The following is a 14,623-nucleotide window of genomic DNA, read 5'->3' as shown; positions in this document are numbered from 1 at the left end:
ATTTGCAGGAAATTATACTAGAAGCCCTTGACTTGGAATATCATTATCCTGATGGGACTAATGCCTTGCGCAAAATAAATCTGCGTGTTAAACGAGGAGAAAAAGTAGCTATTTTGGGATCAAACGGTGCCGGCAAATCAACGTTATTTATGCATTTTAACGGAATCTACCAGCCCTGCTCAGGTTCCGTCAGGTATCGCGGGCAAAAGATTTCTTACAAAAACAAAGATTTAATAGAATTGCGGAAGAAAGTCGGAATTGTCTTTCAAGATCCGGACAGTCAGCTCTTCTCCGCCAGTGTTTATCAGGATGTATCCTTTGGGCCTATTAATCTGGGGCTGTTAGAAGAAACAGTGGTTTCCAGAGTGAACCAATCCTTGGCAGCAACAGAGACAATGGATTTGGAGGATAAACCGACTCACTTATTAAGTTATGGACAGAAGAAACGAGTTTCTATCGCCGGCGTTCTGGCAATGGAACCGGAAATAATTATTTTTGATGAACCCACAGCAGGGATGGACCCTCGTCATTCTCAAGAGTTTATGCAGCTTCTTGAAAAGCTGAGTAAGAAGGGGATAACGATTATCCTGTCAACTCATGATGTGGATCTGGCTTATTCCTGGGCAGACCGGATTGCCATAATGTATAAAGGAGAGGTCATTGCGGATGGAGAACCCGGCGAGCTGTTTATACGTCCGGAGATTGTAAAACGAGCTGATTTAGCGCTGCCTTGGCTCATCGAAATGCACAGTGAATTAGTGGTAAAGGGCTGGCTGGCTTCCTCTGCTCCCCTGCCTAAAACTAAAGATGATCTGTTGCAAACCATTCCCAAGCTAGTACCATAGAAGTGAGACATTTTAATTGGGTGATGCGGGGTTAACAAGGAAATCGAAACGCAAGTTTTGTTTTATTTTTGCCTCAAATAACCCCCTGGGGGGGATATTTGAGAATTAAGGAGGGTTTAACGATGCATGAAGGACATCATGGAATTTTAGAAGATATTGAGAAGGATCAAGGCAATCAGAATCACAGCCACAGCCACAGTCATGCCTCCTCTGCCAAGCATTCCGTCCTCATAAAAATTGTGTCCGGAATTATTGTTGTTCTGGCCATAGCCGGTTTGCTGATATGGAAAACCCAATTCTAAGAAAGGGGATTGAGTGTGAAGAATCCCAGCTTTACTAACCTTCGAAAATTTCTGTTTCCCGGGACCTTATTGCTTTTGATTATCTGTGCTGCCCTTCCGGGTCAGGAGGCATGGGTGGGCTTTGATCTAGCCGTTATCCCGCTGATTTTAGGCGGGGGTTTTATCGCTTGGTCAACCTTGGTGGCGATGATTGAAACGAGAAAAATTACGGCGGGTTTGCTGATCGTATTTGCTCTCATCGGGACGACCTTTGTTGGCGAATACTTGGCCGGAGCCATTGTCGCCTTCATGATGGTCGGCGGAGAGTTCTTAGAAGATATTACTTTGGAACGGACACGCAGCGCGGTACGAGAGCTGGTGCAATTGTCGCCGGATACGGCCTGGGTCAAGCGGGATGGGGAGTATATCTCTGTTTCGGTTGAAGAGGTGAGTTTAGGAGAAAAGGTGCTGGTTAAACCCGGTGAACGGGTTCCTGTTGACGGGACCATAGCTGCGGGAGAGGCGGTTATCAATGAGGCTTCCATAACCGGAGAATCTCTTCCTGTGGAAAAGAGCAGCGGAGCAAAGGTTTTTGCAGGAACGATTAATCTAAGCGGGGCCATTGAAGTGCAAACTGAAAAAACGGGCAGTCAGACCACTTTGGGAAAAATTATTAAAGTGGTTTATGAAGCTCAGGAAAGTAAAGGCAGCACCCAAAGAACGGCAGACCGATTTGCCAGGTATTTTACCCCCATCATTTTAGCAATCTGCGCCTTGGTCTGGATCGCCGAGCAGGATTTAATGCGGGTGATGGCGGTTCTGGTTATCGCCTGCCCCTGCGCCCTTGTCTTAGCAACGCCGACGGCTGTTGTGGCAAGTATCGGAAATGGGGCCAAGCGCGGGGTCCTGATTAAAGGAGGGATTACTCTTGAAACGGCAGGCCAAGTGACCGCCATTTGTTTGGATAAAACCGGCACCTTAACCACGGGCCGGCCTCAGGTTGTGGAAATCCAGCCTTTCGCCTCTTATACTCCTGATGAAGTTCTCTCGGCAGCAGTCCTTGCGGAAAAGCATTCCGAACACCCTCTGGCCCAGGCAGTTATGCGGGAAGCTGAGGGAAGGAAATTGTCCCTTCAGGAAGATCCCCAGGAATTCAAGTCTGTTTTTGGCTGCGGGGTCCAATGCCTGCATAAAGGGGCAAGGATTGAGGTAGGCAATCGGCGTATTCTGGAGAAATTAACCGACAGTGATGCCGCCCGGGGGTTTTTGGACTCTCAGGAGGAAAAAGGACGAACTGCCCTTTTGGTTCTAGTCAATGGAGAAGTTATAGGGGGAATTTCCATCGCCGATACCCTTAGAGAACAGGCGGTAAAGGCAGTGGAAGAGATCAAAGAATCCGGTGTGAAGAGGATTATTATCCTGACAGGCGACAATGAAAAGGTTGCGCGTTCCATCAGCCGGCAAGTTGGTATAAAGGAATTTAAGGCCAATCTTTTGCCGGAGGAAAAGCTGGAGTTTATCCGGTCTCTCCAAAAAGAGGGGGAAATTGTGGCGATGGTCGGCGACGGAATTAATGATGCCCCGGCTCTGGCTCTCGCAGATGTGGGGATCGCCATGGGAGCGGCAGGAACGGATGTAGCCATTGAATCCGCAGATATGGCTTTAATGGCCGATGACTTAAGAATGGTTCCCTTTACCCTTGGTTTGAGCCGTAAGGCTTTGCAGATTATTAAGCAGAATATCTGGTTCTTTGCGGTGTGTGTCAATATTGCGGGAATCACCCTCGCCACATCCGGTCTCCTTTCACCCATAGCTGCGGCTGTGGTTCATAATGGGGCATCTTTTTTAGTGGTCTTAAATTCAGCGAGAATGCTGACCTTTAAATTCCGGGGTATAAACGGAGGGCAGCTTTGGACACAGGCATAGTCTGGGATCATATCAAATAAGAAATGACGTAGTATTTAAAGGACTTGATCCGAATTGGTACCTCCTCAGGCCGGGGTGGGGAAACCCAAGAAAAAGATATCCGGAGCCGAAAGAATCGGCTCTTTTTTTATTGCTGATCAAAACGCTGGAATAGGATACAGGTTAAGAAACTTCCTCTGAACATGGGTGCAAGAGAGCTTGTTCCACGTATGGAGGCCCGTAGCGGCTCCAATAATTTCCCTCAGCGGAAGATTTCGATATTATAAATTTTTAGAATATTGCCTATTGACTTTTATATGTAAAATGGTAAACTAAAGCCATGAAGATCCTGTTTATACTTGTATATACAGGTATATGTAAGTAAATTAATAGTTAGGGGAGTGAAAGGGTATGCTAGATTTAAATGTATTGACCCAAGCCATTGGCGATTTAGATGAGGGTCAGGTGGTAAATCTGCTGGAAGAGTTCGTTGCTTCCAAGCCCAGCAGCGCTGATGCCAATCTGGTAGTGGGAGCATGTCAGCAAGGAATGAGCATAGTCGGAGATTTCTTTGAAAAGAAAGAGTACTATGTAGGCGACCTTATTTTCGCTGGGGAACTCCTGAATCGGGCCATTGATATTTTAAAACCTGTTATCGGCGGGGAAAACAGCAGTAAGATCGGCAAAATTGTTGTGGGTACAGTTCAGGGCGATATGCACGATATCGGCAAAAATATTTTTGCCAGCATGGTCGAAGCCGCTGGTTTTGAAGTATATGATCTGGGCATCGATGTTTCTCCTGCTGCTTTTGCTGAAAAGGTTAAAGAGGTAAAACCGGAAATTTTAGGTTTAAGCGGAGTACTCACCCTGGCAATTGATTCAATGAAAGCAATTGTTAAAGCCTTAGAAGAGGACGGGATGCGGGATCAGGTAAAAGTGATCATCGGCGGCAACCCAGTTACCGAAGAGGCCTGTAAACAGATCGGTGCTGACACGTTTACCACGAATGCCGCCGAGGGAGTAAAAATTTGTCAGAAGTGGGTGAGCTAACATGACTGATATGATGGCAGAAAGAACACAATTAGTTACGGATATCATGGATGGAAAGATTCCTAAGCGTGTACCGGTTGTTGGTTTATTTGCTCATGAATTTGCCATTCAATATGCCGGCAAGGATTTAAAAGAAGTTCAATGGGATACGACTGACCTGGAAGCCTGTTTTGAAAAAGTATGTGATGACTTCTATTCTGACCTATTGCCGGTTTCGGCCTTTAGAATGCCGTCGTTTTATAAAGTATTAGGGTCCAGAAACTTTGTGATGGGTTCCAATGGCTTTTTACAGCATCCGGAGGTGGAAGGACTTAAGGTCGAAGATTATGATGATTTTATTGCCTCACCTTATAACTGTATCGTTGAGAAGGTCTTACCCAACTTGTATTCAGAACTTAATTCCGATCCTGCAACAAGATCTCTGGTTATGGCTAAAGCCTTCAAAGCCTATACTGATGAAAATAATAATCTGTTTAGGATTTATGGCAATCTAGTCAATAAATATAATTATTGCACATCCACCTTTTTTGCCGGCTTCTGCGAGGCACCCTTCGACATCCTGACGGATCAGTTAAGAGGCTTTAAGAACATTTCCTTAGATGTAAGAAGAATTCCCGATAAAGTAGAAGCCGCAGTCAATGCGGCAACCCCTCTGATGATCAAAATGGGTACCCAGCCTTTCCCGAATAAATATAATGCTACCTTCATTCCCTTGCACATGGCTCCCTACCTTCGTACGAAAGATTTTGAAAGGTTATACTGGCCAAGCTTTAAAAAATTAGTTGAAGGACTGGCTGAAAAGGGCATGAGAGCTAATCTGTTCGTCGAACAGGACTGGATGCGTTATCTCGATTATTTGGAAGAACTTCCTGCAGGAACCATCATGCAGTTTGAGTATGGAGATCCTAAGCTTATTAAGGAGAAATTGGGCAAAAAGCACATTATCGGTGGTTTATACCCTCTTACCCTTTTAAAAACAGGAACAAAGCAAGAGTGTGTTGACAAGGCCAAAGAACTGATTGATATCATGGCGCCAGGCGGCAACTATTGCTTTGGTTTTGATAAAGTTATTATCACTTTAGATAGTGTTAATGTAGAGAATACCAAAGCTGTCCTGGATTATGTTGCTAATAACGCCAGCTATTAAGGAGGGACTCTTGATGAACACAAATTACTATAAAACATGGGAAGAATATCTTGCCGAGCATCCCGAAATTGACGAGCAAGAGGCTCAGGTCATGGCTCCGAAAATGCAGAGTTATGAGGATATGATGTTTTCCTTCATTATGTTTCTCTGTGCCTAAGGCAACGCAGCAATAAATAAAGGGAGGGAGCAAGACGCTCTCTCCCCTTTTACAAACGAGAAGGAGATTCGACGATGATTATTATAGGAGAAAAGATTAACGGAACGATCCCCAGCGTAAAAAATGCGATTGTTGAGAGAAATGAAGAGTTTATCCGCAACCTCGCCATTAAACAAACAGAGGCGGGAGCCCATTATCTGGATGTCTGTGCCAGTACCGCACCGGAATACGAAGTCGAAACCCTAATCTGGCTGATGAATCTGGTTCAAGATACGGTGGATACCCCTTTGTGCATCGACAGCCCAAATGCAAATGTCATTAAGGAAGTCCTGAAGTACGCCAGACGCCCCGGGTTAATCAACTCTGTTTCAGAAGAAGGGGATAAATGTGAGATCATTTTTCCGCTGATTGAGGGGACAGAGTGGCAGGTTATCGCCCTGACATGTGATAACAGAGGAATTCCTTCGGATGTGGAGACGAGGGTGGAGATTACCCGCAATATTGTGGAAAAGGCAGAAAAACATGGGATCTCTCCTGACCGAATTCATCTTGACCCCCTGGTGCTTGCCCTGTCCGCCGATAACAAATCGCTGCTGAACTTTACCGAGACCTTAAAACGGGTTAAGGAACTGTACCCCACCCTTAAAGTGACCTCAGGGTTAAGCAATATTTCCTTCGGCATGCCCCTGCGGAAAGTTGTCAATCAAGGTTTTCTGACCATCGCCCTTTATGCGGGAATGGATTCCGCCATTATTGATCCGGTTAACCGGGACATGATGGCAACCCTCATGGCAACGGAAGCTTTGCTGGGCCGGGACCGCCTTTGCAGAAACTTCTCGAATGCTTTCCGAAAGAATAAGATTGGACCGATTAAGGAATAAGGTTAGGGGTAACTAGGTATGACTGGGGATAGGAAACATCGGCGTACTGCACTCATTGCGTGCAAAACACTTCGTCACGAAATTAATCAGGCCATGCATGATTTGGGTTGTCAGTACCCAATAACTTGGGTGGATTCTGAATACCATAATGACCCCGATGGTTTAAGGGTTAAGCTCCAGGAGGAAATAGACAAGATTAAAGACGCTGACACAATTCTCTTAGCCTATGGTTGCTGCGGCAATGGCACAGTTGGCTTGAACGCTTCCACCGCTGATCTGATCGTTCCCAGGATCGAGGACTGTATAGCAATGGTACTGAGTAAATCCGGTCAGATATATAAGAAACAAAAGGCCACCTTTTATCTCACCAAGGGTTGGCTGGAAGGCACTAACAGTTTGACTAAAGAAATTGAGCATGCCGTAAAGCGTTATGGAGAGCAACAGGCTAAAAGAGTTTTTGAGCTGATGTTCAAACACTATAAGTACCTGATGCTCATCGATACGAAGGCCTATAGTCTCGATGACTGCTTGGCTGAAACGAAAACACTAGCGGAAAGCCTCAACTTGAAACTGATCCTTGCCCAAGGCGATATTTGGCTGCTGAAGAAACTTCTTGCAGGAAGCTCTGACCAGGATTTCTGTTTAATCCGAAAAGGAGAGACGGTAAGCAATCAGGATTTTGGTATTATCACCCAGGACCTTCCATAACAGGTTGACAAACATTTTTGAGGGCAATAAGATATTTTTGTAAATACCAATACCCCTTTGTGTAAATCTGTTTTATGGAGGGCGTAATGAAGGGCTTTTTTGAAGATAAGGAACGTTTAATCGACAGTGTGGAACAACTTGAAGAAACAAAGGTAATAGAACTGACTAATCAGGCTTTAGATCAAGGCATAAATCCTTTAGATGTCATTAATATGATCATCGAGGGTATGGACCGGGTAGGAAAGCGTTATGAAGGCAAAGATTACTATATAGCTGACTTAATCATGGCGGGTATCATCTTTAGAGAAGTCTTGGGACTCAGCAGAATGATCTCTTATACCAGCAGCCACAATATGAAAAGCGGCAAAGTCTTAATCGGTACTGTCAAAGATGATATTCATGATATTGGTAAGGAAATTTTCAGGGCTCTGTTAGAGACCAATGGTTTTGAAGTTATGGATCTTGGCGTGGACGTGCCCGGAGAAACATTTGTGAAAAAAGCCAGGGAATTTAAACCTGATATTATCGGGTTGAGCGGAGTTTTATCGAATACCATCGATCAAATGAAACAGGTGGTTCAAGAGTTTACTAAAGCCGGATTAAGGGACCAAGTTAAAATTATTGCCGGAGCAAATTATCTCAATGCTAATGGCTGTCGTTATATCGGCGCCGACGCTTTTGCCGCTGAAGCGTCAAAAGGAGTCGAAATTTGCCTTCGTTGGATGAAAGCTTCCGGGGAGATGGGAGAATCAGATAATGATTAATCCCATGTATCTGGCGATTGTTGAGGATATCAAACAAAAAATTAATAGCGGTCAGTTAAAGCCAAGTGATGCTGTTCCTTCGGAGAATGCCCTCAGCAAAGAGTATGGCGCCAGCCGGATGACCGTTAGAAAAGGGCTCGCTATTCTGGCCAATGACGGATACATTTATTCAATTCCGGGCAAGGGCAGTTTTGTACGGAAACCTGAATTGAATAAGTATACCATTTACTATAATGAAATGAACAACTCGATTAATAAAGTAGACCAATCCCGGCTGTTAGAAGTTAATATCATCATGCCTGACGAGAAACTTGCCGGCGAACTTCAGACGACCATTAATAAGAATGTGATTGTTATTCGCAGATTGTTTTATACAGAGGGTAAACCGGTTGCCTATGATCTTAAATATCTGCTCTATTCCAAAGGAATGCCCATTGTAGAAAAAGAGATTGAACAGGCCACCTTTCCTGAAATGGTTTCGGGCAGTATAGCTGCTTTTTCTTTAAAGAAAGAATTATCCATCTCTGCTCAAATGCCTGATGAGGAAATCAAGAAGCATCTGAATATTTATGATGAATTAGCCTTACTGGTGGTTGAGCAAAAGATCTTTAACGATGACAATAAACCCATCGGCTTTTGTGTAACCTATTTTCGGGGGGATTATATCAAGCTAAAAGGAAATAGCGAGTAATTTAACAACTGCATCATGTTTCGATGCAGTTTTACGTTTAAGCGGACAGGAGGTATTTTCTTGAAAGACTTTAGGATAATATTCCAACCTGGAGCTCTTCGTCAACAAGCAGCAGCGGGTACTTCCATTATGGAAGCTATGAGTCAGGCGGGACTGGAGTCTGATTTCCCTTGTGGGGGGATGGGAAAATGCGGAAAGTGCCGGGTGAAGGTAATAGAAGGATTGGCTAAGCCGACTTCGGCTGAGCAGTCCCGACTGACAAGGCAGGAACTGGAAGATGGAATTCGTTTGGCTTGTATGACTGAGATTCAGGAGGATATGGTCGTCGAAATTCTCAATCCCAAACAATTGAAGCATAATATTCTTATGAATTCGGTAGACAGGCCCTTCTCAGTTCAACCTCATCTTAGAAAGTTTTTTGCTGAAGTGAGTCAGCCGACCCTAAGCGAGCATAAATCTGACTGGCAGCGTCTTCGGGAAAGTCTGGCCGCTCAGGGAGATATGAACAACTTGAAGGCGCCTCTCTCTACTTTGCGCCGGCTGCCGGACATGTTACGGGAAGCCAATAATAAGCTGACGACAGTCGTATATGACTCGGAGGTGCTAGGGCTTGAACCGGGCAATACCACCGAAACTATGTTAGGAATGGCTTTCGATATCGGGACGACGACGATTGTAGGATACTTGATGGACTTAAACTCGGGCAAGGAACTTGAGGTGGTGTCCACTCTTAATCCTCAGGCTCAATATGGAGGGGATGTAATCTCCCGTATCACCTATGCAGGAAAACAGGAGAATGGCCTGGCTTCACTGCATAAAGCCGTAACAGACGCCATTAATAAGCTGATCGGGGAAGCAGCCGGCAGGGCAGGAACAAGCAGAACCAATATCTATGGAATCTCTATCGCAGCCAATACAACCATGCACCACCTTTTCTTAGGAATCAATCCTAGAAGTATTGGCGTGTCACCCTATGTTTCAGCAGTAAATCAGGGACTTGTCGTCGATCCCTCAGAGTTAGGACTGGAAATTAACGGAGCCGGTCAGGTTTTTGTACTGCCCAATATTGCAGGATTTGTGGGAGCAGATACCACGGCTGTTTTATTGGCCACGGAACCCGACCGGCGTGAGGATGTCACCCTTATTTTGGATATTGGCACCAATGGGGAAATTGTGCTGGGTTCAAGCAAGAAAATGGTTGCTTGTTCAGCCGCTGCGGGCCCGGCCTTTGAAGGAGCACAGATAACCAATGGCATGAGGGGCGCCGTTGGAGCTATTGATCATATTAAGTTTGGAGACAACTTGGAGTTTACAGTCATTGGCGGAGGGAGCCCCGCGGGAATTTGTGGTTCTGCTCTTCTCGATGGAGTAGCGGGCCTGGTTGAACTGGGTATGCTTAACAAACGCGGTAAATTTCTTATGCCGGATCAGCTCACCAACCCTGAATCCTTAAGATTTAAGGATCGGCTGATTGAATATGAAGGAACATGGGCATTTTTGCTGGCTGATGCCGGTGAAACCCTCCACGGCAGGCCGATTATGATCACTCAGAATGATATTCGCGAGCTCCAGCTAGCCAAAGGAGCAATCGCCGCAGGTGTCAGGATCTTGATGGAGAGCAGCGGTATTCAGCCTGAGGATATTAAAGAAGTGTTGCTGGCAGGGGCCTTCGGCAATTATCTGAATCCCCACAGTGCCTGTGTAATAGGCTTAATCCCCAGGGAACTGGAAACTAAAATTAGAATGATCGGCAATGGGGCAGGTACAGGAGCAAAGATTGCTTTACTTTCCGCAGGGGAATTTTCCAGAGCCGGCGATATAGCTGCCGCAGTCTCATTTATCGAACTAGGCAGTTACTCTCGATTCAATATTATTTTTGCTGAAAATACCTACTTCAAGTTGGATTAAAGGAGAGAACAAAAAAAATGCCTGAAGCAAGACTATATGAGGTAAGTCTGCCGGAGGTAACCATACAGGACCTATTTACCGCCCAAGGTGCAGATTACAGTAAGCGACCGCCGCGACCGGGAATCGCCGGCTTGAATCTGCGGATCCTGGAGGAAGCTAAAGGGTTGGTAAGGTCCAGGGTTATCTGGCAGGAAGCCAAGGTTCTTGGTGTCGGAGAGCAGGAAATTTATTTAGAGGACGACCTGACGTTAAGAGGAACCTTATTGCCTAAGGTGTTAGGTTCTGCCGAAGGTGCCGTTTTATTCGCCATGACGATCGGCAGTACTATCGATCAGAGAGTAAAAGATTATACCGATCAAGGTCAAACCTTGGAAGCCTTTATTTTAGACTCTGCGGGGTCGGCGCTTATGGCCAAAGTGGCTGATACTGCCATAGCTGAAATCGCGGAGACTTATAAGGCCGGACAGTTTAGCACAACGTTCCCCTTGGGGCCCGGACATTCCTACTGGAAAGGTCTTGAGGATGTGAGATCCATTATTAGTTTTCTCAAGGGGGACCGGATTGGTATCAGATTAACGGACTCCAATCTAATGCTGCCCAAGAAATCGATTGCCATGGTGATGGGGGTAGGGCGCAATTTGCCTGATTTTAGCGGCAAAACTCATTGCGATTTCTGCCATCTTAAAGGAAATTGTACTATGAGAAATTTAAGCTCTAACAATTGCTGACTATCTATCCAACACGTTCACAAGATAGGAAAGGAATCATAAGATGTCATTTAGTAACAGTAATCAAGGAATTTTAACCGGCAAAGAGTTGTCTGATTCTAAAAAACTGCGTTATTGGACAGCCTTTGTCTTAGGCTCCCTGGCAGCTATCGGGCCCTTATCAATTGATATGTATTTGCCTTCTCTTCCGTCCCTGACAACAGACCTCCAGACGAGTGCATCCCTGGCTCAGCTAAGCATAACTGCTTGCTTACTGGGGATGTCATTGGGACAATTATTGATGGGATCTTTAAGTGATATTCGGGGGCGCCGCCTCCCTTTGTTAATAGGCCTGATTGCCTTCACCGCCGCTTCTCTTTTGTGCGCAGTAAATACATCCATTGGAGGTCTTATTGCCTTAAGGTTTATTCAAGGCGTAGCAGGGTCGGCAGGAATAGTGATTTCAAAAGCAATGGTCCGGGACCTTTACTCAGGTGCCGAAATGATGAAATTTCTATCTCTATTAATGTTAGTCAATGGCTTAGGCCCTATCATGGCTCCGATCATAGGGGGACAACTTTTGGAGTTCACCTCCTGGAGAGGGGTTTTTGTTGCCCTGTCTCTATCGGGCCTGGTGATGTTTTTAGCCGTAATTTTCGGTTTAAACGAGACCCTGCCGGTTAAAGGCCGTACGGCAGGTGGTCTTGCGAATACTCTCACAACCTACAGGAAACTTATTTCTGATCGTGATTTTATTATGTATGCCTTGCCCCAAGGATTTGTTACGGCAGCCATGTTTGCTTATATTTCCGGTTCGCCTTTTGTAATCCAAACTATATTTGGTGCTTCCCCTCAAACGTTTAGTTTGATTTTTGCCATGAATGGTCTCGGAATTATTCTTGCCGGTCAAATCACCGGCCGGCTTGCCCCGAAAATAAAGGGGGTTAAGTTATATGTAGGCGGGCTCATTCTTGCGGCTGTAAGCGGTTTTGCTTTACTGCTTGCCATATTATTTAAGGCAAGTCTTCCAGTCGTCTTAATCCCCTTGTTTTTTGTGGTCTCTTGTGTTGGCGCCGTAGGTACAGCCGGTTCGGCACTGGCCATGGAGAATTACGGGCATGCCGCAGGAAGTGCTTCAGCGTTGCTTGGTCTGCTTTCCCTTATTTTTGGTGCTTTTGTAGCGCCTTTAGTCGGTATAGGCGGGAGCAATAATGCTGTACCTATGGGTATCATTATTGCAATATGTGATGTAGGGGCGCTCCTCATCTTTATTTTATTAAGACGGCCCAAGGGCAAAGGGTAATAACAAACAAAGAAAGGTGCCAATCAGATTTTATAGACTGATTGGTGCCTTTCTTTGTTTGGTACGGAAAACTATTTGGTGAAGATGCAGGGAGCCAGTGATGCCCATGACTTGATCATGGGGATGCCTCAGATCTTTCAGTTTACATTTTTTACTTTACAACCCAAGTCTTTCAAATTATAATATGAAGTATACTTCGCGTGAAGCTTTCTTCATAATAACATGGAGGTTAATAGGTGAAAAATAGAGTAAAAGAATTGCGAACCCTTGCTAATATGACTCAACAGCAATTAGCTGATTTGGTCTGTGTTTCTTCAAGAACGATCATTTCACTGGAAAAAGGACAGTACAATCCATCGATTATGCTAGCCTATAAAATAGCTCGCGTGTTCAACACGACCATTGAGGATTTATATAATTTAGAGGAGAATTTGGAGAATGAAGAAAAAGATATATAACAAGAAAAGGTTTTGGAGTGGCATTGTGTTTTTACTGCTGGCGGCAGTTGGAATTCCCCTGGATATTATCCGCTTTGATGAGCTAAGCACCCTGAGAAATATCAAACATGTTTTAATAGATATTTTTTGCGTCCTATTCGGGGTGACGGAGGTATTGAGAAGTTTAAGCAGCAGCTTCAGCAAAGTAGATAAACAAAATAATGATGAACGAGAAAAACTAGTTACACTAAAATCAAAAAGCAGCGCTTATAATATTACATTTTCTATTTGTGCTGCTATTACAGTGTTATCCGCAATGGCCTTTGGATTAACAAAACACGAGGAGTTTATCGGTATTTTTATTGGGATTGGCATTGTTCCCACGATTATGATAATTGCGGAAATAAGTTGTTATTTTTATCATGATAAACGAACTTAAGTGTCCAAGAAAATGAGCATTAAAAGAATTTCACATAGATAAAAAGCAAGCCAAGGTGAGTCAACAATATTACGTAAACGCATATTACAAAGGAGAACTTGTTGCACAGTACAAGATTATTGAAGGTATTTATGATAAGTGATAAGAAGTGCTTCGCGGGGCACATTCCTTGCATAACTTCCGGAGATTTATAGGGCTTAGATACAAAAAAAGCAGTGATGAAAAATCAGTGGCTTTAAAATGATAATTGATAAAATAGATAAGAGCAGCCGGAAATCCGGCTGCTTTTTGGATGTGCATTTTGTCAGGACTTGAATTAGAATTAACTATTGAGAGCTATTCGGGCTAAGTAGTGCTATGATAGTACTATTGCGATGTTCAAAAGGATGTCCTGAGCTGCAACATGAATTAAACGATGGATGGAGATAATGTAATGCCAACAGGAAAGAAACAAATCTATCTCATATTGCTTTTAGTAGTTATGCTTTGGGGTCTAAACGTTATTATGATTAAGTACTTAGCACAGCTTATGCCGCCCATACTGGTAGCTGGACTTCGAATGCTGTTGGCAGGAGGTTTTTTGCTTATTTTTGTTTTTAAAACATACGGATTCTATAATCCGGATAGAAAACAGTGGAGACTGCTTTTTTTAATCGGATTAATATCTGTTTTTATTCATCAGTTGTTTTTAGGGTATGGTGTTCTTACGACATCTGCCACCAATGCCGCCCTTATTCTTGCCTTAAATCCGTTAACAACGGCGCTTTTAGCCTCCCTCTTTGTGAACGAAAAATTCACCAGGAATTTAGGACTGGGAATCTTACTGGGATTTACAGGGGTTGTGCTCGTAGTATTCTCCAATTCCTCTGACGGTTCCGTGGAGTTTTCACTGATCGGGGATATCCTTATGGTTTTAGCCATGTTAACCTATGTCATCGGGGCGCTGCTTATCAAAAAATTAATGGAAACTTCGATTCCCACTGTAGTTGTAACAGCTTATTCTACCTTGATAGGAGGGATATTGTTAAATATTGGAGTGATGGGTTCCCTTGGGCTTTCGGTTTATGGGCAGATTCATTTTTCTGCAACAGCGGGACTGGTTTTATTATTATCAGCCTGGGGAGCCACAGCCTTGGGTACCTTAGGCTGGAACCATGGGATTAAACATTTGGGGGCAAATCGAACGGCTATGTTTTTAAATGGTATGCCTTTTGCGAGCATGGTTGGCGGTGTGGTTTTTTTAGATGAGAAAATAGGCTTAATCCATATCATCGCCCTTATGCTCACAACATTGGGGATTGTGATTGGAAGCATAAAGCCAAAAGAGGTTAAGAGCATGTATGCCGGCATAAGCCCGGACTGACGGGCTTTCCTAAGCCGCGCGCTTTTATTTGCCCAAT

At 44.4% G+C, this 14,623-nt stretch carries 16 protein-coding genes; all 16 read left to right on the top strand.

Annotated features, from left to right (window positions below; translation table 11 throughout):
- Nucleotides 1–2 precede the first annotated feature (2 nt).
- Complete coding sequence (locus tag DESYODRAFT_RS19465) at nt 3–845, top strand: energy-coupling factor ABC transporter ATP-binding protein (RefSeq protein ID WP_007785694.1); 843 nt, start codon at nt 3–5, stop codon at nt 843–845.
- A 122-nt stretch (nt 846–967) separates the two neighbouring features.
- On the top strand, nt 968–1,147 hold the full coding sequence (locus tag DESYODRAFT_RS19460) for a hypothetical protein (protein WP_007785692.1): 180 nt from the start codon (nt 968–970) through the stop codon (nt 1,145–1,147).
- Nucleotides 1,148–1,162: 15 nt separating this feature from the next.
- Entirely contained in the window at nt 1,163–3,052 is a 1,890-nt protein-coding gene (locus DESYODRAFT_RS19455; protein WP_007785690.1) for a heavy metal translocating P-type ATPase, read from the top strand.
- Between the two features lie 390 nt (nt 3,053–3,442).
- Complete coding sequence (locus tag DESYODRAFT_RS19450) at nt 3,443–4,081, top strand: cobalamin B12-binding domain-containing protein (protein ID WP_007785688.1); 639 nt, start codon at nt 3,443–3,445, stop codon at nt 4,079–4,081.
- 1 nt (nt 4,082) lies between these two features.
- Nucleotides 4,083–5,228 (top strand): uroporphyrinogen decarboxylase family protein, encoded by a 1,146-nt coding sequence (locus DESYODRAFT_RS19445; protein WP_007785685.1) that lies wholly within the window; start codon nt 4,083–4,085, stop codon nt 5,226–5,228.
- Nucleotides 5,229–5,241: 13 nt separating this feature from the next.
- Nucleotides 5,242–5,385, top strand: coding sequence for a hypothetical protein (locus DESYODRAFT_RS28785; protein ID WP_007785683.1), 144 nt, complete (start codon nt 5,242–5,244; stop codon nt 5,383–5,385).
- Between the two features lie 74 nt (nt 5,386–5,459).
- Nucleotides 5,460–6,266: a methyltetrahydrofolate cobalamin methyltransferase gene (locus DESYODRAFT_RS19440; protein WP_007785682.1), complete on the top strand. Its 807-nt coding sequence runs from the start codon at nt 5,460–5,462 to the stop codon at nt 6,264–6,266.
- Nucleotides 6,267–6,284: 18 nt separating this feature from the next.
- Entirely contained in the window at nt 6,285–6,974 is a 690-nt protein-coding gene (locus tag DESYODRAFT_RS19435) for a DUF1638 domain-containing protein (RefSeq protein WP_007785680.1), read from the top strand.
- A gap of 86 nt (nt 6,975–7,060) precedes the next feature.
- Nucleotides 7,061–7,738 (top strand): cobalamin B12-binding domain-containing protein, encoded by a 678-nt coding sequence (locus tag DESYODRAFT_RS19430; protein WP_007785678.1) that lies wholly within the window; start codon nt 7,061–7,063, stop codon nt 7,736–7,738.
- Nucleotides 7,731–8,429 carry a GntR family transcriptional regulator gene (locus DESYODRAFT_RS19425; protein WP_007785676.1) on the top strand — a complete coding sequence of 233 codons (699 nt, stop codon included), beginning with the start codon at nt 7,731–7,733 and terminating at the stop codon, nt 8,427–8,429. The genes DESYODRAFT_RS19430 and DESYODRAFT_RS19425 overlap by 8 nt, the downstream gene beginning before the upstream one ends.
- Before the next feature lie 60 nt (nt 8,430–8,489).
- Nucleotides 8,490–10,337: an ASKHA domain-containing protein gene (locus tag DESYODRAFT_RS19420; RefSeq protein WP_007785674.1), complete on the top strand. Its 1,848-nt coding sequence runs from the start codon at nt 8,490–8,492 to the stop codon at nt 10,335–10,337.
- Between the two features lie 17 nt (nt 10,338–10,354).
- Entirely contained in the window at nt 10,355–11,065 is a 711-nt protein-coding gene (locus DESYODRAFT_RS19415) for a hypothetical protein (protein ID WP_007785673.1), read from the top strand.
- A gap of 43 nt (nt 11,066–11,108) precedes the next feature.
- Entirely contained in the window at nt 11,109–12,347 is a 1,239-nt protein-coding gene (locus tag DESYODRAFT_RS19410) for a multidrug effflux MFS transporter (protein ID WP_007785670.1), read from the top strand.
- 236 nt (nt 12,348–12,583) lie between these two features.
- Nucleotides 12,584–12,805, top strand: a complete 222-nt coding sequence (locus DESYODRAFT_RS19405; RefSeq protein ID WP_007785668.1) for a helix-turn-helix transcriptional regulator — start codon at nt 12,584–12,586, stop codon at nt 12,803–12,805.
- Nucleotides 12,786–13,223: a hypothetical protein gene (locus DESYODRAFT_RS19400; RefSeq protein WP_007785666.1), complete on the top strand. Its 438-nt coding sequence runs from the start codon at nt 12,786–12,788 to the stop codon at nt 13,221–13,223. Before DESYODRAFT_RS19405 ends, DESYODRAFT_RS19400 begins: the two co-directional genes overlap by 20 nt.
- Before the next feature lie 433 nt (nt 13,224–13,656).
- Complete coding sequence (locus tag DESYODRAFT_RS19395) at nt 13,657–14,586, top strand: DMT family transporter (protein ID WP_007785664.1); 930 nt, start codon at nt 13,657–13,659, stop codon at nt 14,584–14,586.
- Nucleotides 14,587–14,623: the final 37 nt, after the last annotated feature.

Origin of the sequence: Desulfosporosinus youngiae DSM 17734, from assembly GCF_000244895.1 — a bacterium.
Classification (GTDB): domain Bacteria; phylum Bacillota; class Desulfitobacteriia; order Desulfitobacteriales; family Desulfitobacteriaceae; genus Desulfosporosinus; species Desulfosporosinus youngiae.
Note: the sequence above shows the minus strand (reverse complement) of the source record. Positions and strands in the feature narration are given on the sequence as shown.

Bases quoted from the DNA above. Each gene is read 5' to 3' on its own strand.
- DESYODRAFT_RS19460 (WP_007785692.1), top strand. From the start codon at position 968: ATGCATGAAGGACATCATGGAATTTTAGAAGATATTGAGAAGGATCAA.
- DESYODRAFT_RS19450 (WP_007785688.1), top strand. From the start codon at position 3,443: ATGCTAGATTTAAATGTATTGACCCAAGCCATTGGCGATTTAGATGAG.
- DESYODRAFT_RS19445 (WP_007785685.1), top strand. From the start codon at position 4,083: ATGACTGATATGATGGCAGAAAGAACACAATTAGTTACGGATATCATG.
- DESYODRAFT_RS28785 (WP_007785683.1), top strand. From the start codon at position 5,242: ATGAACACAAATTACTATAAAACATGGGAAGAATATCTTGCCGAGCAT.
- DESYODRAFT_RS19440 (WP_007785682.1), top strand. From the start codon at position 5,460: ATGATTATTATAGGAGAAAAGATTAACGGAACGATCCCCAGCGTAAAA.
- DESYODRAFT_RS19435 (WP_007785680.1), top strand. From the start codon at position 6,285: ATGACTGGGGATAGGAAACATCGGCGTACTGCACTCATTGCGTGCAAA.
- DESYODRAFT_RS19430 (WP_007785678.1), top strand. From the start codon at position 7,061: ATGAAGGGCTTTTTTGAAGATAAGGAACGTTTAATCGACAGTGTGGAA.
- DESYODRAFT_RS19425 (WP_007785676.1), top strand. From the start codon at position 7,731: ATGATTAATCCCATGTATCTGGCGATTGTTGAGGATATCAAACAAAAA.
- DESYODRAFT_RS19415 (WP_007785673.1), top strand. From the start codon at position 10,355: ATGCCTGAAGCAAGACTATATGAGGTAAGTCTGCCGGAGGTAACCATA.
- DESYODRAFT_RS19410 (WP_007785670.1), top strand. From the start codon at position 11,109: ATGTCATTTAGTAACAGTAATCAAGGAATTTTAACCGGCAAAGAGTTG.
- DESYODRAFT_RS19400 (WP_007785666.1), top strand. From the start codon at position 12,786: ATGAAGAAAAAGATATATAACAAGAAAAGGTTTTGGAGTGGCATTGTG.
- DESYODRAFT_RS19395 (WP_007785664.1), top strand. From the start codon at position 13,657: ATGCCAACAGGAAAGAAACAAATCTATCTCATATTGCTTTTAGTAGTT.